Raw genomic sequence first — 22178 nt, forward strand, 5'->3', positions numbered from 1 at the left:
ATCAATTAATCAAGCGTGAAAGTTTGGAACCCTGGGCGTCGAGGCCATCGCTCAGTTGCGCGATGTCGTCATGGGAGATGTCGACGCCATGACGCGAGAACGTTTCGCTCGCCAGGGACTGCAGGTTTTTTTCGCCATCCGCTTGCACATCACCGTCCTGGTTGCCGCGCAAGAGCTCAAGGATGCGCACGGTGATCTTGCCGATGTTCGACGCTTCGCTCAGTTCCATGACCGGCAGACGCACACCGAACCGCTCCTCGACCGCGACCACCAGCTCGACACTCATCAGCGAGTCCAGCCCCAACTCCTGGAGCGGTCGGGTGATATCCAGTTTGCTGGTGGGTATACGCAGGATTTCGCTGATTTCCTGCTTGAGCATTTCATTGAACAGCTCGATCAGCTCGGGGTCGTCCATTTCCGCCAGCAGCCGCTGGATATCGTCGGCATCGCTTTCTTCGTCCTGTTCGCCGCCGTGCAACCTCGCCAGTTCATTGAACTTGGGTGAGCCGGCGGCTGGCAGGAAGCGCGACAACGCCTTCCAGTCCAGCTCCAGCACGCCCAGGCCCGAACGGCGTTGCAACAGCAAGCGTTCCAGGGTCTGCAACGCCGCCTGCGACTGCAGGGCCGCACCACCCATGCGGCTTTGCAGGGCGTCCTTGATGTCCTGGTTGCGGGCGAGGAACCCCGCATCATCGATGGCCCCCCACAGCACACTGGTGGCCGGCAAACCAAGCGCCAGGCGATGGCGCGCCAGTGCTTCGAGCCAATGGTTGGCGGCCACATAGTTGGCCTGCCCCGGATTACCGAACAGGGTGGTTGCCGAGGAGAACAGTACGAAGAAGTCCAGTGGCAAATGGGCCGTCAATTCATGCAGGTACTGCGCCCCCTTGGCCTTGGGCTCCAGAACGCTCTGCAGTTGTTCACGGGTCAGATTGCGAATCAAGCCGTCATCGAACACCGTTGCCGCATGCACCACGCCACGCAACGGCTGGCCGCTGGCCTGGATACGCGACATGACGGACAGCAGCTGTGCGCGATCGGTGATGTCACAGGCCAGTGCCTGGACCTCGATGCCCTGTTCGCGCCACATCGCCAACAAGGGTTGCGCCTCTTCCGTCGCGGCGCCACGTCGACCCAGCAGGACCAGGTGCCGGGCGCCTTTTTCCACCAGCCATTGCGCGCTGCGCAGACCGAAACCACTGAGCCCGCCGGTGACCAGATAGCTGCCCTGCGCAGCCAGCGACAACGTCGGTGCGGGCGCCATTGATGTCGCGACAACACCTCGAATCGGCGAGCGGTACGTCACCACGATCTTGCCGATCTGCCGTGCCTGCTGCATGTAGCGGAAGGCTTCGACCACTTCATTGGCATCGAAGGCACGGTACGGCAATGGGCTCAAGAGGCCGTCGCGGAACAATTCCATCATGTCGCCGAACAGTCGACGGGTCAGTTGCGGGCGCTCGCTCATCAGTTGGTCGGCGTCGATGCCGAAGTAACTGATGTTGTTGCGGAACGGGCGCAGGCCGATCCTGGTGTTCTGGTAGAAATCCCGCTTGCCCAGTTCGAGGAAGCGGCCAAAGGGTTTGAGAACCCGCAGATTACGATTGATCGCCTCGCCCGCCAGCGAGTTGAGCACCACATCCACACCTCGGCCATCGGTGATGGCCAGGATGTCATCGGCATAGGCCAGCGAACGCGAGTCGAAAATGTGCTCGACCCCCATCAGCCGCAGGAAATCGCGTTTTTCGTCGCTGCCGGCGGTGGCATAGATTTCGGCGCCGCACCATTTGGCAATCTGGATCGCCGCAATCCCCACACCGCCCGCAGCACCGTGAATCAGGATCTTCTCGCCCGGTTCGAGGCGCGCCAGGTGATGCACGGCGTAGTACACGGTAAAGAAGGTACTCGGGATGGTCGCCGCAGCCTCAAAGGACATGCCTTCAGGAATGCGCGCCACCGCGTTGGCATTGGTCACCAGGCGATTGGCGAAGCTCGACGGACCGAAGCCCACGACGCGGTCGCCCGGCTGGAAATCGCCCTCGACCATCGCCCCTTTGCCACGCACCACGCCAGCAAATTCAAAGCCCAGCGTCGGACCCGAGAAGCCGTTTTCAATCGCTTCATCGGAGAGCAGGCCCAATGCATACATCACATCACGGAAATTCAGACCGGTCGCCTGAACCTCAATATCCAGCTGGTCGTCAGCCGGTAGCCTTGGCTCCCCTGCTTCCCAGCGCAAATGACGCAGTTGTCCCGGCAAGTCGAACCCGAGCTTGATCTGCGCCGGCACCTGCGGCGTGCCGTCTTGCGGCCATTCATCGGGCTGGACTCGCAGCCGTGCGACATAGCGATCGCCCGCCGCGCTGATCGCCAGTTCGGTTTCTTCATCGGCATTGAGCAGCGCCGTGGCCAGGTGCCCGGCGTCGGCGCCCATTGCCAGATCGAGCAGACGGACACGGCAGCCGACCGCTTCGTTGCTCAGGGTCCGACCGAAACCCCACAAGGCCGCATCGGCGATATGAGTCACCGTCGTTTCCTGCGCAGCGCCTGGGGGCAGCAGATGAACAGCGGCGCCCGAGGTCAGCAACCAACAGTCGGCGGCGATGCCGGCCGACTCACAGGCCTGAGTGATGGACGCCGCCAGCATGCAGCGATCCGCCTGCGCATCCAGCCCCTGGGAGGCGAACAGACCGGCGAGCATCACGATGTGCTGAGCCGCCGGCCCTGCACTCAACTGTTGCGTCAGTACTGCGGCCGAGCCCGGCACGAGCAGCGCGACGTCCTGACCCTGCTCGCGCAGGATCGTGGCCAGCGCCTCGGCCAACGGGCCTTCAGGCCCTTGCTCGTCGGCGACCAGCATCCAGCGTTGGTGCGGATACGCCGGGGCAACCGCGAGGGGCTTCGCGTTGTCCCTGGCGGCCACCAGCAAATAGCTGCCGGATGCCATGTCCGGAATCAACTCCAGGGGCTCGGCTACCGTCAGCCCATGACGCCGCAATTCCTGTTGCCAGAAACCCGGGGTCTGCTGCACCGAGAGTGCCTGCTGCCCCTGACGGGCCAGCCACCAGGAAGGCTCGGCGCCGAAAGTGAAGTCGGCCCAACGCGCAGGGTGTTGCGCCAGCAGCAGCACTTCGCCCCTGGCACCCAACCTGGCGCTCGCCTGTTGCAAGCCCTGGCTGAGTGCTTCCAGTGGTGCCAGGTCGGTGGCGACGAGGAGCAAATCGAAGTCATTGGCCGGCACCCGGGCCACTTTTTCCGCGTCTTCCAGGTTCAGCACCTGAAGGTCCGGGACGTCAGCCTGGAGCATCGACAGCCCTTCAATGTTGCGAGCCACGTACTGATAGTCGACCCGATCGAAATCCAGGCCAACACACAGATCGGCCGCCAATGGCGCGCCTTCGAAGCCCAGCTCGAGAATTCGCAAGCGCTGCCCGTCAGGCAGGGCGCGCAACCGTTGGGCGATGTGCTCGCGCACACCACCCAGCACCGCGTGGTAGCCGCCAGCGCCGAGCACCAGGCGGGTCAATACGGCGGGTGTGGTTTCCCGTGGCAACAACTGCGCCAGCTCCACCTGGCCGCTCATCAGCTCCAGCAGGTGCATGCCGATACGGCCAACCGAATGAATGATCTGGAAATGCTCGGGATAGCTGCGGAACAGTTCCTGCCAGATGTCCTGGGCACTCGCGCGCTCGCCCTGATCGGCCAATTGCCAGGCGTCATTGCCGACCGAGACCAGGCTGCCATCCTCCACCGCTTGTGCGAGCAAATGATCCAGATAACGACCGGCGTTCCAGGTGGCGTGCTGCTGGCGGGTCAGTTCACCGCCGAGTTTGTCGATGGCTTCGAGCAGGAAGCTGGCGCACAAACCGTCGAGCAAGGGGTCGATTTCATGGGCATACCGCACGAGCCCGGGCTCATCCGCGACAGTGTCCAGGTGCTGCTGCAGCAATGCCTGCAACCCTGAACCGGCCGTGGGCACGGCGCGTTCATTGGCGGGATAGGGTTTGGCAACCCCGACAAAATCCGCCAGCTTGATATCGCCGCTGCGATCCTTGTGCAGTCGCACCCCACGAAAACGCGCGTCCTTGATGCAGATGACCGCGCGGCCGTCGGCGTCGTACAGGGTGAAATCCGCCAGCAGCGAATGCTCCGAGCGTTTCACCAGGCTGACCTGGGCCAGACAAGGCGGCAGGCTGCCGGCGGCAAAGGCGATGCGCCCCAGCTTCACCGGAATAAAGGCCAGACCTTTGCGGCTGCCGGCCTCCTGGCTCAACAGCTGGGTGATCAACTGGAAGGCACTGTCCAGCAACGCCGGGTGTAGATTCAGGCTGGCCAGTTCTGCTTCGATCGAGGTCGGGACCGCCAAGCGCGCCAACACCTGGTTGCCCTCGATCCAGCCGGCCTCCACCGCCTGATAGGCCGGACCATAATTGAGGCCGACGGCACGGGTCAGCGCCAGGTGCCCGGACGAAGTGAAATCCGGTGCACGTGCCGGCAAGGCCGGCGCAGCACAGGCCAGCAGGACGCCGCGCGCCTCGCCGGGCAGCCTGGCGACCACATGCTGCACCCACGGCTCAGCCTGGGCGGTGGTACGCGACACAATGGAAACGGTGCCGTCGCTGCTATCGACCGTCACCCGGACTTTCTTGCTGAATTCCGCATGCAGCAAGAGCGGGCTGTGAATCTCCAGTTCTTCGATTTCAACGAATTCGCCGGGTTGATACTGCAAGGCAGCAGCCAGTGCGAGCTCGGTGAAGCCTGCCCCCGGAAACAACACCGAGTCGCCCACCATGTGGTCGCCCAGTGACGGGAACAGTTGCGTATCGAGGCGGTTGTCCCAGGTGAATTCGTGTTCCGGCAACGGGTAACCGAGCAGCGGGTGCACGCGCTCACGCTGCAGCTTGCCGCTCGATTCCGGCGACTCGCCAACCCACAGACGTTCACGCTGCCAGGCGTAATTGGGCAACTGCACGAAACGCCCGGGAGCGGAAAACAGGCATTGCAGATCGATGTCGACACCGGCAATCAGCACCTTCGCCAGGGTGCGGTCGATGGACTGCAGGGACTCGTCGCCGCGCAGCACGGTCGGAATCACAACACCTTCCCGTTCCTGGCTGTTCAGTGCATCGGTCACATAGGCACGCAAGATCGGGTGTGGCCCGACTTCAACGAACACGTTGTAACCCTGCTCGACAAGCGCTTCGCTGGCTGATTTGAACAGCACCGGATAACGGATGTTTTTCCACCAGTATTCGGCGTCCAGGCATTCGCCAGCCAGCAGGTGGCCGGTCACGGTCGAATACAGGGGAATACGCGCAGGTCCCGGAACGATATCGCTCAAGGCTGCGACCACCTGATCGGCTATCACCTCCATGGCCGGCGAGTGGAACGCATAATCGAGACCCAGGCGGCGGGCGAACACCTGACGCTCGGTCAGGGCGCTCTCCAGGGTATCCAGGGCTGCCGGCAAGCCGGCGACGGTCGCCCCTTTGAAACTGTTATCGCCGGCGACAACCAACTCGCTGTCCAGGCCAAGTGTCTGCAACAGGCTCGCGGTGTCATCACCCGACAAGCCGACCGCCGACATCTGGCCGCAGCCCTTGGTCAAGCCTTGCAGGCGACTGCGATGGTAGATCACGGCCGTGGCGTCATTCAGTGTCAACGCGCCGCACGCCCAGGCGGCCGCGACTTCACCCACGCTGTGGCCGATCACGGCCACCGGCACGACACCTTTTTCCGCCAGCATGCGGGTGACACCCACCTGCAATGCAAACAGCGCCGGCTGGGCAAACTCGGTCAGCGGATAACGGTCGTCGCCCAGCTCACCCGCCAGTTCCGCGATCAACGAATAACCGGACAAGGGTTGGAAAATCGCGTCCAGCTCGGCAACCGCCTGATGGAACACCGGGTCGGCCAGCAAGGACCGGCCCATGCCCTGCCACTGCGAACCATTGCCGGAGTAAACGAACACCGGACCGTTGGCCTGCTCCACGGCACGGCCACTTTCCAGGACCGCCGACAGTGCCGGCACGCCAGGTACGGTGGCGAAATCCAGTAGCGCCTGTGCACTGCCCTGCGTTTGCGCACCGAGTACAACAACCCTTTGCGGGTGCAATTCGCGGCGGCACAGCGATTGGTAGGCGACGTCGTAGAGGCTCGGTGCGTCCGGCGCGGACATGAACTGCGCAAGCTGTTCACACTGCTCGGCCAGGGCTGCGCTGTCCTTGGCCGAAACCATCAGCGGTACATGGTGTTGTGCCTGGCTCGCAGCTGGCGCTGCCGGTGGCGGGCTCTCCAGGATCACGTGGGCGTTGGCCCCGCCGAACCCGAAGGAGTTGACCCCGACCACCAGTTTTCCAGTGGGTTTGAGGGCCTGGGTTTCGGTGACCACCCTCAGGTTGAGATCAGCGAAAGGAATGTTCGGATTGAGCTTGTTGATGCCAATGGTCGGCGGCACCTTGCGCTCGATCACGCAATGCAGCGCCTTCATCAGGCCGGCGACGCCAGAGGCGGCCTCGAGGTGGCCAATGTTGCTTTTGACCGAGCCGATCAGCAGTGGCTGATCCGATGGGCGTTGCTGGCCCAGCGCCTCGCCGATGGCCCGGCTCTCGATGGGATCGCCCACCGGCGTGCCCGTGCCGTGAGCCTCCAGGTAATCGATGTCGGCCGCATTGATGCCTGCCGAATCGTAAGCCTGTTTCATCAGGGCAATCTGTGCATCCGCATTCGGGACCGTCAGGCTCGACTTGCGCCCATCGGTATTGGCCGCCGTGCCGGCAACGACCGCGAGGATCTGGTTACCGTCCTCGATCGCCTTGTCGTAATCCTTCAGGTAGAACAGTCCGGCGCCTTCGGAACGGACATAGCCGTCCGCCGCCTCATCGAACACGTGGCATTGCCCAGTGCGCGACAACATCGAAGCCTTGGAAAAAATCAGGAAGCCGAAAGGATGCAGGTGCAGGCTGATCCCGCCGGTGATCGCCTGTTCGATATCGCCGCTCTGAATGGCCTGGCAAGCCTGGTGAAACGCGATCAACGAAGAAGAGCATGCCGTGTCGATGGCCATGCTCGGACCTTGCAGGTCGTAGAAAAAGGACAACCGGTTGGCCGCGATACTGAAGGTGTTGCCGGTGGCGGTGGCGGCGTCGATCATCGACATGTCATGGGCCAGGCGGTAGCTGTAGTCGACACTGGCTATGCCCAGGTACACACCGCAATCGCTGCCTCGCAGGCTCGACGGCTTGACGCCGGCGTTCTCGAACAATTCCCAGCCAAGCTCCAGCAACAAGCGCTGCTGAGGGTCCATGACCGCCGCTTCACGAGGCGAAATATTGAAGAATCCGGCGTCGAAGGTCGAGATGTCGCCCAGGGATCCGGAAGCAAAGGTGTAGGACGTTGCAGGGTTTGCCTTGTCCGGGTGCAAGAATTCGTCTTTGGACCAGCGGGAAAAATCTGCTTGGGTAATGAAGCTTCGCCGGTCCAGCAGTTGCGGCCAAAAAGTTGCAGAAGTAGATCCTGGAAACCTGAACGACGTCCCTATGATTGCAACTTTTTTAAGCATTGAAACTAACCCTTTATCCCCAGCCCTTTTCCAAAGCTGAACAACAATCAAATTCCATTAATGTAAATGCTGGAAACCCGGCGACACCTTGAGGGCCATGTACTGAGCCAACCTTGACCGCAGCAAACACCCACGCAAAACAGCCGCGGATCATACGCTTGGATCCCATCAAGGGAAACCTGAAAAGCGCAGCCGCCCGGCGGCTCGACCTTCGTTTTCGCGGCGAATTTGCGACACGCTTCAGGTTCCGCAAAAAAAAATTCAACAAATTCGCGACGCAGCCGACAACTCTTGAAAGCCTTGCGGATTGAAAAGCCATGCGTAACAACCAGCCCATCACACAACGCGAACGGACCTTCCCGGCTCAGCAACGGTTGATTTCCACCACCGATGCCAAGGGACTGATCACCTACTGCAACGACGCCTTCGTCGAAATCAGCGGGTTTTCTCGTGAGGAACTGATCCGTGCGCCGCATAACCTGGTTCGCCACCCCGACGTTCCGGCCGCGGTGTTCTCGCACATGTGGGCAACACTCAAACAAGGCTTGCCATGGATGGGCATTGTCAAGAATCGCTGCAAGAGCGGTGATCACTACTGGGTCAACGCCTATGTGACGCCGATCTTCGAAGGCAATCAGGTGATCGGTTACGAGTCGGTGCGGGTCAAGCCCACCGCCGAACAGATCCGCCGTGCCGAAGCGCTCTACCAACGCATCAATCAGGGCAAGCCGGCCATTCCTTCCACCGATAAATGGTTGCCGATCCTGCAAGACTGGCTGCCGTTCATTCTGGTCAGCCAGTTGAGCTTCATGATCGGTGCCTCGCTGAACTCCCAGTGGGGGTTTGCCTTGGCCGCCGCTCTCTCGGTGCCACTGGGCCTGATGGGCCTGAGCTGGCAGCAACGCGGCATCAAGCGTTTGCTGCAACTGGCCGAGCAGACCACCTCGGACCCGCTGATCGCACAGATGTACACCGACAGCCGCGGTGCCCAGGCGCGTCTGGAGATGTCGATCCTCAGCCAGGAAGCCCGCCTGAAAACCTGCCTGACCCGCTTGCAGGACACCGCCGAGCACCTGACCGACCAGGCGAAACAGTCCGACACCCTGGCTCACAACAGCTCCTCGGGCCTGGAGCGCCAGCGCGTCGAAACCGAGCAGGTGGCCACCGCCGTCAACCAGATGGCCGCCACGACTCAGGAAGTCGCCAGCCACGTGCAACGCACCGCCGACGCCACCCAGGAAGCCAATCGCCTGACCGGGCGTGGCCGTGATATCGCCGGGGAAACCCGCGAAGCCATCCAGCGCCTGTCGGTGGTGGTCGGAGAAACCGGACAGACCGTGACCCAACTGGCCAAGGACAGCGACGAAATCGGCGGTGTGGTCGATGTGATCAAAGGCATCGCCGACCAGACCAACCTGCTGGCGCTGAACGCCGCCATCGAAGCGGCCCGCGCCGGTGAGATGGGTCGTGGCTTTGCTGTGGTGGCGGATGAAGTGCGCCAATTGGCGCAACGCACCAGCGAATCCACCGGGCAGATTCACGCCCTGATCGCCAAGCTCCAGCAAACGGCCGGCACGGCGGTGCAGACCATGGAAGCCGGGCATCGTCAGGCGGAAGAAGGTGTGGCGCGGGTACTGGAGGCGGACCAGGCCCTGGTCGGCATCAGCGAAGCGGTGGCCAACATCACCGACATGACCACCCAGATCGCTGCCGCGACCGAAGAGCAAAGCGCGGTCGCCGAGGAAATCAGCCGCAACATCAGCAACATTTCCACCCTCGCCGACCAGACTTCGGAACAGGCACAGAACTCGGCGCTGCTGAGCGAAGAGCTGACCAAGACCGCGAATACCCAGTATTCGTTGGTGGAGCGGTTCAATCGCTGATAGCTGCTGGAAAAACAAAACCCGGATCGCGAAAGCTTCCGGGTTTTTTTTGAGTCTGTGAACGTGATGCTGCCTGGCAGTCCCTCATCGCGAGCTTGCTCGCGATGGGCTGATCAGCGTCTCAACAAAGCCTCACTGAAGGAATGATGCAACCTTCTGCGCCGCAGCCGCCAGGTGCTCCTCATGGGTAAACCCTGAGGCCTTCAACGGCTTCAAATCATGGTCCCCCGCCGCCAGCCACATCAGCTCGATGCTCGGTGACAGCGCATACCCCTCGACCGTCTCGCGATTGCCCAATGCATCTCGCTCGCCCTGCACGATCAACGTCCGCGCCTTCAACTCAGCCAGATGCTCCACACGCGGCTTCTCCGGCTTGCCCACGGCATAGAACGGATACCCCAGACACACCAGCGCATCGGCCCCCATTTCATCCGCCAGCAAACTGGCCATCCGCCCGCCCATGGACTTGCCACCAATGGCCAGACGCCCGGCGACATGGCGTCGCACCACGGCGTATACCTCGCGCCAGCACTCCAGCAGCTTCGGTGCCGGATTCGGTGGGCGCTTGCCGCCGTCGACACGCCGCTGCGCCATGTAGGGAAATTCGAAGCGCAAGACGTTGACGCCCTGTGCGGCAAGGCGTGCAGCCATGTCGCTCATCCAGTCGCTGTCCATCGGCGCACCGGCACCATGGGCCAGAATCAGCGTCGCCGAAGCCGGCGCCACGGCGGCATTCCACAGCCATCCATGATCCCGCACGCACTGCGCCCATTGATCCCCGTCAATACCGGCCTTGTGCTTCTTGTCCATGCTTGCCTCGCTTTTAGTCTGCCTATAACTCCAGGCGAAGGGGACACTGCCTTGCGCAAGCGCCCACTTCGGCTGAACCGTGGATGGGGAACCATGAACACTTCTATCAGTACCGCCTACAACTACAAGGTGGTCCGCCAATTCGCCATTATGACGGTGGTGTGGGGCATCGTCGGCATGGGGCTCGGGGTTTTTCTCGCTGCCCAGTTGGTCTGGCCCGAACTCAACTTCAATTTGCCGTGGACCAGTTTCGGCCGCTTGCGCCCGCTGCACACCAACGCGGTGATCTTCGCCTTCGGCGGCTGCGCCCTGTTCGCCAGTTCGTTCTACTCCGTGCAGCGCACCTGCCAGACACAACTGTTCGCGCCAAAAATCGCCGCGTTCTGCTTCTGGGGCTGGCAACTGGTGATCCTGCTGGCCGCCATCAGCCTGCCGCTGGGCTACACCAGCTCCAAGGAGTACGCCGAGCTGGAATGGCCGATCGATATCCTGATCACCATAGTCTGGGTCGCCTATGGCGTGGTGTTCTTCGGCACGCTCATGAAGCGCAAGACCAAGCACATCTACGTCGGTAACTGGTTCTTCGGTGCGTTCATCATCACCGTGGCGATTCTGCACATCGTCAACAACCTTGAGCTGCCGGTGAGCCTCACCAAGTCCTACTCGGTGTATTCCGGTGCGACCGATGCCATGGTGCAGTGGTGGTACGGGCACAACGCCGTGGGCTTTTTCCTCACCGCCGGTTTCCTCGGGATGATGTATTACTTCGTGCCGAAACAGGCCGAACGCCCGGTGTATTCCTATCGCCTGTCCATCGTGCACTTCTGGGCGCTGATCACCCTTTATATCTGGGCCGGCCCGCACCACCTGCACTACACCGCGCTGCCGGACTGGGCGCAATCGTTGGGCATGGTGATGTCGCTGATCCTGCTGGCTCCGAGCTGGGGCGGGATGATCAACGGGATGATGACGCTCTCGGGGGCCTGGCATAAGTTGCGCAGCGATCCGATCCTGCGCTTCCTGGTGGTGTCCCTGGCGTTCTACGGCATGTCGACGTTCGAGGGGCCGATGATGGCGATCAAGACCGTCAACGCCCTCTCCCACTACACCGACTGGACCATCGGCCACGTGCACGCCGGCGCACTCGGCTGGGTGGCGATGATTTCCATTGGCGCGCTGTACCACATGATCCCGAAAGTCTTCGGTCGCCCACAGATGCACAGCATCGGCCTGATCAACGCGCACTTCTGGCTCGCGACCATTGGCACCGTGCTGTACATCGCCTCCATGTGGGTCAACGGCATCGCCCAGGGCCTGATGTGGCGCGCAGTCAATGAAGACGGAACGCTGACCTACTCCTTCGTCGAAACCCTGGCGGCCAGCCATCCGGGCTTCATCGTTCGGCTGGTGGGCGGGGCGATCTTCCTCAGCGGCATGTTGCTGATGGCTTACAACACCTGGCGCACCGTGCGGGCCTCGCAGCCTGCCGACGTTGCCGCTGCCGCGCAGATGGCCTGAGGAGTCCGCCATGAAACACGAAACAATCGAAAAAAACGTCGGCCTGCTGCTGTTGTTGATGATCTTTGCCGTGAGCATCGGCGGCCTGACCCAGATCGTCCCGCTGTTCTTTCAGGACGTGACCAACAAACCGGTGGAAGGCATGAAGCCCTACACCGCGCTGCAACTCGAAGGCCGCGACCTCTATATCCGCGAAGGCTGCGTCGGCTGCCACTCGCAGATGATCCGCCCGTTCCGTGCCGAGACCGAACGCTACGGGCACTACTCGGTGGCCGGTGAGAGTGTCTGGGATCACCCGTTCCTGTGGGGCTCGAAACGCACCGGACCGGACCTGGCGCGGGTCGGCGCACGTTACTCCGATGACTGGCACCGCGCGCACTTGTACAACCCGCGCAACGTCGTGCCGGAATCGAAAATGCCGGCCTACCCATGGCTGGTGGCCAACGCGCTCGACAGCAGCCACACCGAAACCAAGCTGCGCGCCATGCGCACCCTGGGCGTGCCGTACACCGACGAAGACATCGCCGGCGCGACCGAATCGCTCAAGGGCAAATCGGAAATGGATGCCCTGGTCGCCTACCTGCAAGTGCTCGGCACTGCGATCAAGAGCAAGAGGTGAGCCATGGTCTTTGAAATAAGCAGTGGAATGATTCGCGGCCTGGGCACGGTCGTGGTGTTCGTGGCTTTCGTCGGCCTGACGCTCTGGGTGTTCAACGGCAAGCGCAATCCGGAATTCGCCGAAGCGCGCCTGTTGCCGTTCGCCGACGAGCCACAACCCGACAGTGTCACCCCCCAAGAATCCGCAACAAGGAGTACCCGGCCATGACCACCTTCTGGAGTACGTGGATCTGCGTACTGACCATCGGCAGCCTGATCGGCCTGACCTGGCTGCTGATCGGCACTCGCAAGGGTGAAACCAAGGGCAGCGTCGACCAGACCATGGGCCATAGCTTCGACGGCATCGAGGAGTACGACAACCCGTTGCCGCAGTGGTGGTTCATGCTGTTCGCCGGCACCCTGGTGTTTGCCGTCGGCTACTTGATCCTCTATCCGGGCCTGGGCAACTGGAAAGGCATCCTGCCCGGCTACGAAAACGGCTGGACCGGTGCGCACGAATGGGAAAAGGAAATGGCCAGGGCTGATGCGAAGTTCGGACCGATCTTCGCCAAATTCGCCGCCATGCCACTGGAAGACGTGGCCAAGGATCCGCAAGCGTTGAAAATGGGCGGCCGCCTGTTTGCCTCCAACTGCTCGGTATGCCACGGCTCGGATGCCAAGGGCGCGTTCGGCTTCCCCAACCTGACAGACAGCGACTGGCGCTGGGGCGGCACCCCCGACACCATCAAGACCACCATCATGGGCGGACGCATGGCAGCGATGCCGGCCTGGGGTGAAATCCTCGGTGAAGCGGGGGTGAAAAACGTCGCGGCTTACGTGCGCCATGAACTGGCCGGCCTGCCGCTGGCCGCCGACAGCGGCGCGGATCTGCAAGCCGGACAGCAAGTGTTCAGCACCACCTGCGTAGCCTGCCACGGGGCAAACGGCCAGGGCACTGAAGCCATGGGTGCGCCGAATCTGACGCACCCGGCCGGTTTTATTTACGGTACAAGCCTGGCGCAGTTGCAACAAACCATCCGCCATGGTCGCCAGGGCCATATGCCAGCGCAAAGCGAACTGCTCGGTAACGACAAGGTTCAATTGCTGGCGGCGTATGTGTACAGCCTGTCGCACGCTGCCGGCACCGAGCGCTTGCAGGCTGAAGGCAAAGCCGAGTAATCGGTGACCGCTCTACTGCCGCATTCTCCGGAATGCGGCAGCTTCCTGCCCCTTTGCGACCCATTGTCGCACCCTCATTCAGTCTTCCTTTCGGTTCGCCAGATTCGGGTCTAAGCTTGCTCCGATGCGGACTGGCAAGTACCGGTTCCAGGTCGACCCTAACCGATGTGTTCGACGGATTCAGCTCGATGACAGGCCGCAAAGGCTGGTAGATACCGGCTGTCGCGCGAATTGCCATCGGTCACCTGATCCTTGCGTTTGAACACACCCCGTTACATGTGACCTGACCCCCTCGCCCATTTAGTCCGGCGGGACATTTTGCCGGTGTGCAATTTTGTCCCTACGCGGCGCATGGAAAGGCCGCAGAATCAGCATTTGAAAGCATTGATCCAGGTCATGGCGCGTTGCAATGACCCCCTGCTTTCTACATACTTGCGGCCGATTTTTAATCCTAATAAAACACCCAAACCGTGGAACCTTAGAATGAGCACAGCAATCAGTCCGACTGCTTATAACTATAAGGTAGTCCGCCAGTTCGCCATCATGACGGTGGTCTGGGGGATCCTTGGCATGGGGCTCGGTGTCTTCATCGCCTCACAGCTCGTATGGCCGGAATTGAATTTCGGTCTGCCGTGGACGACTTTTGGACGCCTGCGCCCGTTGCACACCAACCTGGTGATTTTCGCCTTCGGTGGATGTGCACTGTTTGCCACTTCTTATTATGTCGTGCAGCGAACCTGCCAAACGCGACTGATTTCCGACAGCCTCGCTGCCTTCCACTTCTGGGGATGGCAAGCGGTGATCGTCGGCGCCATCGTTACCTTGCCGCTGGGTTACACAACCACCAAGGAATACGCTGAGCTGGAATGGCCGCTGGCCATTTTGCTGGCCATTGTCTGGGTCACCTACGGCCTGGTGTTCTTCGGCACCATCGTCAAGCGCAAGACCAAGCACATCTATGTGGGCAACTGGTTCTACGGTGCCTTCATCGTCGTGACCGCGATGCTGCACATCGTCAACCACGCGTCCCTGCCGGTCAGTTTCTTCAAGTCCTATTCCGCCTACTCGGGCGCCACGGACGCGATGATCCAGTGGTGGTACGGCCACAACGCCGTAGGTTTCTTCCTGACCACCGGCTTCCTGGGGATGATGTACTACTTCGTGCCGAAACAGGCCGAACGTCCGATCTACTCCTATCGCCTGTCCATCGTGCACTTCTGGGCACTGATCACCCTGTACATCTGGGCCGGCCCGCACCACCTGCACTACACCGCGCTGCCGGACTGGGCCCAGTCCCTGGGCATGGCCATGTCGATCATCCTGCTGGCTCCGAGCTGGGGCGGCATGATCAACGGCATGATGACCCTGTCGGGCGCCTGGCATAAGCTGCGCACCGACCCGATCCTGCGCTTCCTGGTCGTTTCCCTGGCGTTCTACGGCATGTCGACCTTCGAAGGCCCGATGATGGCCATCAAGACCGTGAACTCGCTGTCGCACTACACAGACTGGACCATCGGCCACGTACACGCCGGTGCGCTGGGCTGGGTGGCGATGATCTCGATCGGCGCGATCTACCACATGATCCCGAAACTGTTCGGTCGTGCGCAGATGCACAGCACCGGCCTGATCAACGCGCACTTCTGGCTCGCGACCATCGGTACCGTTCTGTACATCGCTTCGATGTGGGTCAACGGCATCACCCAGGGCCTGATGTGGCGTGCAATCAACGATGACGGCACCCTCACCTACTCGTTCGTCGAAGCACTGCAAGCCAGCCACCCGGGTTACATCGTCCGCGCACTGGGCGGTGCATTCTTCGCCACCGGCATGCTGTTCATGGCCTACAACGTATTCCGTACCGTACGTGCCTCGAACCCGGCTGAAGCTGAAGCCGCCGAACAGATTGCTGTAGTTGGAGCTCACTGATGAAGCATGAAGCAGTCGAGAAGAACATTGGCCTGCTGGCCTTCTTCATGGTTATCGCCGTCAGCGTCGGCGGCCTGACCCAGATCGTTCCGCTGTTTTTCCAGGACGTCACCAACAAGCCGGTTGAAGGCATGAAGCCTCGCCCGGCGCTGGAACTGGAAGGTCGTGACATTTTCATCGCCAACGGTTGCGTCGGCTGCCACTCGCAGATGATCCGTCCGTTCCGCGCCGAGACCGAACGTTACGGTCACTACTCGGTGGCCGGTGAAAGCGTCTGGGATCACCCGTTCCTGTGGGGCTCCAAGCGTACCGGTCCGGACCTGGCCCGCGTCGGCGGTCGTTACTCCGATGACTGGCAGCGTGCGCATTTGTACAACCCGCGCAACGTCGTGCCCGAGTCGAAAATGCCGGCCTACCCGTTCCTCGTGGAAAACAAGCTCGACGGCAAGGACACTGCCCGGAAAATGGAAGTCTTGCGCACGCTCGGCGTCCCTTACACCGACGAAGACATCGCCGGCGCCAAGGATGCTGTGAAGGGCAAAACCGAAATGGACGCGCTGGTGGCCTATCTGCAAGGCCTGGGCACCATCATCAAAAGCAAACGGTGATCTAAATGGATATCGGGATGATTCGCGGCCTGGGCACCGTTGTCGTGATGGTTGCCTTTATCGGTCTGGCCTTGTGGGTTTTCAGCCCCAAGCGCAAGTCGGAGTTTGAAGACGCGACCTTGCTGCCTTTCGCGGATGATCCCGAAGCCATCAAGCACGTCGAGCAAGCTTCTAGGAGTAACAAAGAATGACTACATTCTGGAGTCTGTACGTCACAGTCCTCAGTCTCGGTACGATCTTTTCCCTGACCTGGCTGCTGCTGTCGACCCGCAAGGGCCAGCGCACCGAGGCGACCGAAGAGACGGTTGGACACTCCTTCGACGGGATCGAGGAGTACGACAACCCGCTGCCGAAATGGTGGTTCATGCTGTTCGTGGGCACCATCATCTTCGCCCTGGGCTACCTGGTGCTGTACCCGGGCCTGGGCAACTGGAAGGGGCTGTTGCCGGGTTACAACTACCTGGATAACGAGAAGCAGACCGCGTTCGCCAACGGCCAGACTGGCTGGACCGGCGTTCACGAGTGGGAAAAGGAAATGGCCAAGTCGGACGCCAGGTTCGGCCCGATCTTCGCCAAATTCGCGTCCATGCCAATCGAAGAAGTCGCCAAGGACCCGCAAGCCCTGAAGATGGGTGGCCGCCTGTTCGCCTCCAACTGCTCGGTTTGCCACGGTTCCGACGCCAAAGGCGCTTACGGCTTCCCTAACCTGACCGACGCCGACTGGCGCTGGGGCGGCGAGCCGGAAACCATCAAGACCACGATCATGGGTGGCCGTCACGCGGTCATGCCGGCGTGGGCTGAAGTGATTGGCGAACAAGGCGTTGCTGACGTTGCCGCGTTCGTGGTGACCAACCTCGATGGCCGCAAGTTGCCGGAAGGCACCAAGGCTGACCCGGTTGCCGGCCAGAAACTGTTCGCGGCCAACTGCGTGGCTTGCCACGGTCCGGAAGGCAAAGGCACCCCGGCAATGGGCGCCCCCAACCTGACCCACCCTGCCGCGTTCATCTACGGTTCGAGCTTCGCTCAACTGCAGCAGACCATCCGTTACGGCCGTCAGGGCCAGATGCCTGCGCAAGAGCTACTGCAGGGTAACGACAAGGTTCACCTGCTGGCCGCTTACGTCTACAGCCTGTCTCACGGTGAGAAGGCTCCGGCGGCGGACGCTCAGTAAGGCGAACGCTGGACGCAACACAAAAGACCCCGTCATTTGACGGGGTCTTTTTTTTGTAACCGCAAGACAAGATCCCGATCACACAGCCCCTGTTGCCGCGCCAGGGGCTGACGTTGGCACCACCCCACGACCGGACAGCTATACTGCACATGTCAATTGACCTGCATCATGTTTTGTTACATTCGCTACACCATCTGTGAAATTCACCCAACGCGACCAAAGGTCGCACCCTTGGGCTAGAGCGACAGGCGTATCATTGCGCCACTGCAACACCTCTCTTTGACCGCGGTCGGCACGCACTGACCGAGGCATTTTTCCACTGCCGTGGGATGCAATGATGAGCAACCAGATTCCGGTACACGACGTCACACCACCCAACAAAAACGCGAACAACAGCGTCGATCTCTACGCCTCTCGAGAAAAAATCTACACCCGTGCGTTCACCGGCCTGTTCCGCAACTTGCGAATGATGGGCGGCGCCTTTTTGTTTCTGTTGTATTTCGGCACGGTCTGGTTGAACTGGGGCGGCCATCAGGCCGTCTGGTGGAACCTGCCGGAGCGCAAATTCTTTATTTTCGGCGCGACCTTCTGGCCGCAGGACTTCATCCTGCTCTCGGGCATTTTGATCATCAGCGCTTTCGGCCTGTTCTTCATTACGGTGTACGCCGGGCGGATCTGGTGCGGCTATACCTGCCCGCAGAGCGTCTGGACCTGGATTTTCATGTGGTGCGAAAAGGTCACCGAAGGCGACCGCAACCAGCGCATCAAGCTCGACAAGGCGCCCATGAGCGCCAACAAGTTTCTGCGCAAATTCAGCAAGCACGCCCTGTGGCTGCTGATCGGCTTTGTAACCGGCATGACCTTCGTCGGCTACTTCTCGCCGATCCGTGAGTTGGTTATCGACTTCTTTACCGGCGAAGCCGATGGCTGGTCGTATTTCTGGGTCGGCTTCTTCACCCTCGCCACCTACGGCAATGCCGGCTGGCTGCGCGAGCAGGTGTGCATCTACATGTGCCCGTACGCACGTTTCCAGAGCGTGATGTTCGACAAGGACACGCTGATCGTGTCCTACGATCCACGTCGTGGCGAAAGCCGTGGCCCGCGCAAAAAAGGCGTCGACTACAAGGCCCAGGGCCTGGGCGACTGCATCGACTGCACCATGTGCGTTCAGGTCTGCCCGACCGGCATCGACATTCGCGACGGCCTGCAGATCGAGTGCATCGGTTGCGCCGCGTGCATTGATGCCTGCGACAGCATCATGGACAAGATGGAATACCCGCGCGGCCTGATCAGCTACACCACCGAGCACAACCTGTCCGGGCAGAAAACCCATAAACTGCGTCCACGCCTGATCGGCTACGCCGTGGTGCTGCTGGCGATGATCAGTTTGCTGGTCACTGCGTTTTTCATGCGTTCGCTGGTGGGTTTCGACGTCAGCAAGGATCGCGTGCTGTACCGTGAAAACGCCGAAGGGCGGATCGAAAACGTCTACAGCCTGAAGATCATGAACAAGGATCAGCGCGCCCACACCTATGTGCTGGAAGCCACCGGCTTGCCGGACCTGAAGTTGCAAGGCCGGCGCGAGATCAAGGTGGCGGCCGGGGACATCATCAGCCAGCCGGCCGAACTGTCCGTGGCGCCAGAACACCTGCCGTCGAGCACCAACGAGGTGAAATTCATCCTCAAGGATGCCGATGACGCCAGCATCCACGTAGAAGCCAAGAGCCGATTCATCGGCCCCCAAAATCGTTGAGAGACTGAACATGCCCGCAGCAAACGCCGCAAGTCCCTGGTACAAGCACCTTTGGCCGTGGATCATCATCGGGATTCTGACTTGCTCGGTGACCCTGACCCTGTCCATGGTGACCATTGCGGTGAACCACCCGGACAACCTGGTCAACGACAACTACTACGAGGCCGGCAAAGGCATCAACCGTTCCCTCGACCGTGAACTGCTGGCGCAGACGCTACAGATGCGTGCCAACGTTCACCTGGATGACGTGACGGGGGAAGTCGACCTGCGCTTGAGCGGCAACAGCCAGCCGAAAACCGTGGATCTGAACCTGATCTCGCCGACCCAGCCGGAAAAGGACCGCAAGATTGTCCTGACCCGCAGTGAAACCGAACAGGGTCGCTATATCGGCCAGTTGAGCGACAAGATCGAAGGCCGGCGCTTTGTCGAATTGCTCGGCACTCAGGACGACCACACATGGCGCCTGTTCGAAGAAGAACTGGTCAGCCATGACAAGGATCTGCTGCTCGGGGACGAGCCTCTGCAAGGCGCGGAAGACCTGAAAAAATAATGCGCCTGCGATGTGGCGAGGGAGCTTGCTCCCGTTGGGGTGCTAAGCGCCCCTAAAGCCTGCGGACCGGTTTTTTCAGAAATTGCGAGTATTCAGCATTACGACTGCTTCTCAGCCGAACGGTAGCAATCTCCCTCGCCACATTGGTTTTCATAACGACCGACATGACCACCCCAATCCCCTGCTACCACTGCGCCCTGCCCGTCCCGGCCGGCAGCCGATTCACCGCGGCGGTCCTGGGGCAAACCCGCGAGTTCTGCTGCCCGGGCTGTCAGGCGGTGGCCGAGGCGATTGTCGCCGGTGGACTGGAAAGCTATTACCAGCATCGCAGCGAAGCGTCGGCCAACCCCGAAGCGCTACCGGTGCAACTGGTGGACGAATTGGCCCTGTACGACCGCGCGGATGTGCAGCAACCCTTTGTCCGCCACGAAGGCGAACTCGCCGAAACCACGCTGTTGATGGAAGGCATCAGTTGTGCCGCCTGTGGCTGGCTGATCGAGAAACATCTGCGTGCGCTGCCAGCCGTGGCCGAAGCGCGCTTGAACCTGTCCAACCATCGCCTGCACGTCCGTTGGGCCGATGCCCAATTGCCGCTCAGTCAGGTGCTCGGCGAGTTGCGCCACATCGGTTACGCCGCGCACCCCTATCAGGCCGACCGCGCCAGCGAACAACTGGCCAGCGAAAACCGTCTGGCCCTGCGTCAGCTGGGTGTCGCCGGACTGCTGTGGTTCCAGGCGATGATGGCGACCATGGCCACCTGGCCGGAATTCAACATCGACCTCAGCCCCGAGCTGCACACAATCCTGCGCTGGGTTGCGCTGTTCCTCACCACCCCGATCGTGTTCTACAGTTGCGCGCCCTTCTTCAAAGGGGCCATGCGCGACCTGCGCACTCGCCACCTGACGATGGACGTTTCGGTGTCACTGGCCATTGGCAGCGCCTACCTCGCCGGGATCTGGACCTCGATCACCGGCGTGGGTGAGCTGTACTTCGACGCCGTCGGCATGTTCGCGCTGTTCCTGCTGGCGGGGCGTTATCTGGAACGCCGCGCCCGGGAACGTACGGCCGCCGCCACCGCACAGTTGGTCAATCTGTTGCCGGCCTCGTGCCTGCGCCTGAGTGCCGACGGTCAGAGTGAACGCATCCTGCTCAGCGAACTGCGCGTCGGTGACCAGGTGCTGGTGCACCCCGGCGCGGTTCTCCCGGCCGACGGCAAGATCCTCGAAGGCCAGTCGAGCATCGACGAATCGCTGCTCACCGGCGAATACCTGCCGCAAGCCAGGACCACAGGCGATGCGGTTACCGCGGGCACCCTGAACGTCGAAGGTGCGTTGACCGTGGAAGTCCAGGCCCTGGGTCAGGACACTCGTCTGTCCGCCATCGTCCGCCTGCTGGACCGCGCCCAGGCCGAAAAGCCGCGACTGGCGGAAATCGCCGACCGCGCGGCGCAATGGTTCCTCCTGCTGTCACTGATTGCCGCCGCCGCGATCGGCTTGCTGTGGTGGGAGCTGGATGCGTCGCGGGCATTCTGGATTGTCCTGGCGATGCTGGTTGCGACCTGCCCATGCGCCCTGTCCCTGGCCACGCCGACGGCGCTCACCGCGGCCACCGGCACGTTGCACAAGCTGGGGCTGTTATTGACGCGCGGCCATGTGCTCGAAGGCCTGAACCAGATCGATACAGTGATTTTCGACAAGACCGGCACCCTCACCGAAGGACGCCTGACGCTGCGCTCGATCCGTCCCCTTGGCGCCCTCGACAGCGATCAATGCCTGAGCCTCGCCGCCGCGCTGGAAAACCGCTCCGAACACCCGATTGCCCGCGCCTTTGGCCGTGCGCCACTGGCCGCCGAAGACGTGCACAGCACGCCTGGCCTCGGCCTCGAAGGACGGGTCGGCGAACAGCGTTTGCGCATTGGCCAACCCGGTTTTGTCTGCGAACTCAGTGGCGCCGCCCTGCCGTCGATGCCGGATGAAGCCGGGCAATGGCTGCTCCTGGGCGATAGCCAGGGGCCGTTGGCGTGGCTGGTCCTCGACGACCGCTTGCGTGCCGATGCCCGCGCCCTGCTGGATGCCTGCAAGGCGCGTGGCTGGCGCACCTTGCTGCTGTCGGGCGACAGCTCGCCGATGGTCGCCAGTGTCGCCGCCGAACTCGGTATCGACGAAGCCCGCGGCGGCTTGCGCCCGGACGACAAACTGCAAGTCCTGCAACAGCTGCACCAGCAAGGTCGCAAGGTGTTGATGCTCGGTGACGGAGTCAACGACGTACCGGTGCTGGCCGCTGCCGACATCAGCGTGGCCATGGGTTCGGCCACCGATCTGGCGAAAACCAGTGCGGACGCGGTGCTGTTGTCCAATCGACTCGACGCGTTGGTGCAGGCCTTCAGCCTGGCTCGGCGCACCCGTCGGGTAATCATCGAGAACCTGCTGTGGGCCGGGCTGTACAATGGCCTCATGCTGCCGTTCGCCGCCCTCGGCTGGATCACTCCGGTATGGGCCGCGGTCGGTATGTCCATCAGTTCCCTGACCGTGGTGCTGAACGCGCTGCGCCTGACTCGCCTGCCGAGCGCGCCCGCCACCAGCAGCACGCCACAAACCCGTCCGCTGCCGGCCTGAGCCGCAA

15 protein-coding genes are annotated in these 22178 nt (G+C 61.7%); 13 read left to right on the forward strand and 2 right to left on the reverse strand.

The window, feature by feature from the left end:
* Window position 1: 1 nt before the first annotated feature.
* A complete protein-coding gene (locus ACGJAX_RS27200; RefSeq protein WP_390956820.1) occupies window positions 2–7561 on the reverse strand; it encodes an SDR family NAD(P)-dependent oxidoreductase in 7560 nt (2519 codons plus the stop codon).
* Window positions 7562–7719: 158 nt separating this feature from the next.
* Here ACGJAX_RS27200 and ACGJAX_RS27205 point away from each other — a divergent pair, with 158 nt between their 5' ends.
* Window positions 7720–7872 (forward strand): hypothetical protein, encoded by a 153-nt coding sequence (locus ACGJAX_RS27205; protein ID WP_390956821.1) that lies wholly within the window; start codon window positions 7720–7722, stop codon window positions 7870–7872.
* Window positions 7873–7878: 6 nt separating this feature from the next.
* A complete protein-coding gene (locus ACGJAX_RS27210; protein WP_390956822.1) occupies window positions 7879–9444 on the forward strand; it encodes a methyl-accepting chemotaxis protein in 1566 nt (521 codons plus the stop codon).
* 132 nt (window positions 9445–9576) lie between these two features.
* Here ACGJAX_RS27210 and ACGJAX_RS27215 read toward each other — a convergent pair whose 3' ends face one another.
* Window positions 9577–10254, reverse strand: a complete 678-nt coding sequence (locus ACGJAX_RS27215; RefSeq protein ID WP_390956823.1) for an alpha/beta fold hydrolase — start codon at window positions 10252–10254, stop codon at window positions 9577–9579.
* 93 nt (window positions 10255–10347) lie between these two features.
* Here ACGJAX_RS27215 and ccoN (ACGJAX_RS27220) point away from each other — a divergent pair, with 93 nt between their 5' ends.
* The 11 genes from ccoN (ACGJAX_RS27220) (at window position 10348) to ACGJAX_RS27270 (ending at window position 22171) form a co-directional block, all read left to right on the forward strand.
* The gene (gene ccoN / locus ACGJAX_RS27220) at window positions 10348–11772 is read left to right on the forward strand and encodes a cytochrome-c oxidase, cbb3-type subunit I (RefSeq protein WP_390956824.1); all 1425 of its coding nucleotides are present in this window, start codon (window positions 10348–10350) and stop codon (window positions 11770–11772) included.
* A 10-nt stretch (window positions 11773–11782) separates the two neighbouring features.
* Entirely contained in the window at window positions 11783–12391 is a 609-nt protein-coding gene (ccoO, locus tag ACGJAX_RS27225) for a cytochrome-c oxidase, cbb3-type subunit II (protein ID WP_047531409.1), read from the forward strand.
* A 3-nt stretch (window positions 12392–12394) separates the two neighbouring features.
* Window positions 12395–12598, forward strand: coding sequence for a cbb3-type cytochrome c oxidase subunit 3 (locus ACGJAX_RS27230; protein WP_047531411.1), 204 nt, complete (start codon window positions 12395–12397; stop codon window positions 12596–12598).
* A complete protein-coding gene (gene ccoP / locus ACGJAX_RS27235) occupies window positions 12595–13548 on the forward strand; it encodes a cytochrome-c oxidase, cbb3-type subunit III (RefSeq protein WP_247256083.1) in 954 nt (317 codons plus the stop codon). The genes ACGJAX_RS27230 and ccoP (ACGJAX_RS27235) overlap by 4 nt, the downstream gene beginning before the upstream one ends.
* A 483-nt stretch (window positions 13549–14031) precedes the next feature.
* Window positions 14032–15474 carry a cytochrome-c oxidase, cbb3-type subunit I gene (gene ccoN, locus ACGJAX_RS27240; RefSeq protein ID WP_090323908.1) on the forward strand — a complete coding sequence of 481 codons (1443 nt, stop codon included), beginning with the start codon at window positions 14032–14034 and terminating at the stop codon, window positions 15472–15474.
* Window positions 15474–16082, forward strand: coding sequence for a cytochrome-c oxidase, cbb3-type subunit II (ccoO, locus tag ACGJAX_RS27245; RefSeq protein WP_090323910.1), 609 nt, complete (start codon window positions 15474–15476; stop codon window positions 16080–16082). The genes ccoN (ACGJAX_RS27240) and ccoO (ACGJAX_RS27245) overlap by 1 nt, the downstream gene beginning before the upstream one ends.
* A 5-nt stretch (window positions 16083–16087) precedes the next feature.
* Window positions 16088–16273, forward strand: coding sequence for a CcoQ/FixQ family Cbb3-type cytochrome c oxidase assembly chaperone (locus tag ACGJAX_RS27250; protein ID WP_003175465.1), 186 nt, complete (start codon window positions 16088–16090; stop codon window positions 16271–16273).
* Entirely contained in the window at window positions 16270–17253 is a 984-nt protein-coding gene (gene ccoP / locus ACGJAX_RS27255) for a cytochrome-c oxidase, cbb3-type subunit III (RefSeq protein ID WP_390956825.1), read from the forward strand. Before ACGJAX_RS27250 ends, ccoP (ACGJAX_RS27255) begins: the two co-directional genes overlap by 4 nt.
* A 337-nt stretch (window positions 17254–17590) precedes the next feature.
* Window positions 17591–19006, forward strand: coding sequence for a cytochrome c oxidase accessory protein CcoG (gene ccoG / locus ACGJAX_RS27260; RefSeq protein WP_390956826.1), 1416 nt, complete (start codon window positions 17591–17593; stop codon window positions 19004–19006).
* Between the two features lie 10 nt (window positions 19007–19016).
* Window positions 19017–19556 carry a FixH family protein gene (locus ACGJAX_RS27265; RefSeq protein WP_390956827.1) on the forward strand — a complete coding sequence of 180 codons (540 nt, stop codon included), beginning with the start codon at window positions 19017–19019 and terminating at the stop codon, window positions 19554–19556.
* Window positions 19557–19720: 164 nt separating this feature from the next.
* Window positions 19721–22171 carry a heavy metal translocating P-type ATPase metal-binding domain-containing protein gene (locus ACGJAX_RS27270; RefSeq protein WP_390956828.1) on the forward strand — a complete coding sequence of 817 codons (2451 nt, stop codon included), beginning with the start codon at window positions 19721–19723 and terminating at the stop codon, window positions 22169–22171.
* Window positions 22172–22178: the final 7 nt, after the last annotated feature.

Origin of the sequence: Pseudomonas moorei, assembly GCF_042846945.1 — a bacterium.
In the GTDB taxonomy this organism is placed as follows: Bacteria; Pseudomonadota; Gammaproteobacteria; order Pseudomonadales; family Pseudomonadaceae; genus Aquipseudomonas; species Aquipseudomonas moorei.

What these genes read in the sequence shown, in the direction of transcription:
- ACGJAX_RS27200 (WP_390956820.1), bottom strand. Translation starts at nt 7,561, where the DNA reads ATGCTTAAAAAAGTTGCAATCATAGGGACGTCGTTCAGGTTTCCAGGA.
- ACGJAX_RS27210 (WP_390956822.1), top strand. Translation starts at nt 7,879, where the DNA reads ATGCGTAACAACCAGCCCATCACACAACGCGAACGGACCTTCCCGGCT.
- ACGJAX_RS27215 (WP_390956823.1), bottom strand. Translation starts at nt 10,254, where the DNA reads ATGGACAAGAAGCACAAGGCCGGTATTGACGGGGATCAATGGGCGCAG.
- ccoN (WP_390956824.1), top strand. Translation starts at nt 10,348, where the DNA reads ATGAACACTTCTATCAGTACCGCCTACAACTACAAGGTGGTCCGCCAA.
- ccoO (WP_047531409.1), top strand. Translation starts at nt 11,783, where the DNA reads ATGAAACACGAAACAATCGAAAAAAACGTCGGCCTGCTGCTGTTGTTG.
- ACGJAX_RS27230 (WP_047531411.1), top strand. Translation starts at nt 12,395, where the DNA reads ATGGTCTTTGAAATAAGCAGTGGAATGATTCGCGGCCTGGGCACGGTC.
- ccoP (WP_247256083.1), top strand. Translation starts at nt 12,595, where the DNA reads ATGACCACCTTCTGGAGTACGTGGATCTGCGTACTGACCATCGGCAGC.
- ccoN (WP_090323908.1), top strand. Translation starts at nt 14,032, where the DNA reads ATGAGCACAGCAATCAGTCCGACTGCTTATAACTATAAGGTAGTCCGC.
- ccoO (WP_090323910.1), top strand. Translation starts at nt 15,474, where the DNA reads ATGAAGCATGAAGCAGTCGAGAAGAACATTGGCCTGCTGGCCTTCTTC.
- ACGJAX_RS27250 (WP_003175465.1), top strand. Translation starts at nt 16,088, where the DNA reads ATGGATATCGGGATGATTCGCGGCCTGGGCACCGTTGTCGTGATGGTT.
- ccoP (WP_390956825.1), top strand. Translation starts at nt 16,270, where the DNA reads ATGACTACATTCTGGAGTCTGTACGTCACAGTCCTCAGTCTCGGTACG.
- ccoG (WP_390956826.1), top strand. Translation starts at nt 17,591, where the DNA reads ATGAGCAACCAGATTCCGGTACACGACGTCACACCACCCAACAAAAAC.
- ACGJAX_RS27265 (WP_390956827.1), top strand. Translation starts at nt 19,017, where the DNA reads ATGCCCGCAGCAAACGCCGCAAGTCCCTGGTACAAGCACCTTTGGCCG.
- ACGJAX_RS27270 (WP_390956828.1), top strand. Translation starts at nt 19,721, where the DNA reads ATGACCACCCCAATCCCCTGCTACCACTGCGCCCTGCCCGTCCCGGCC.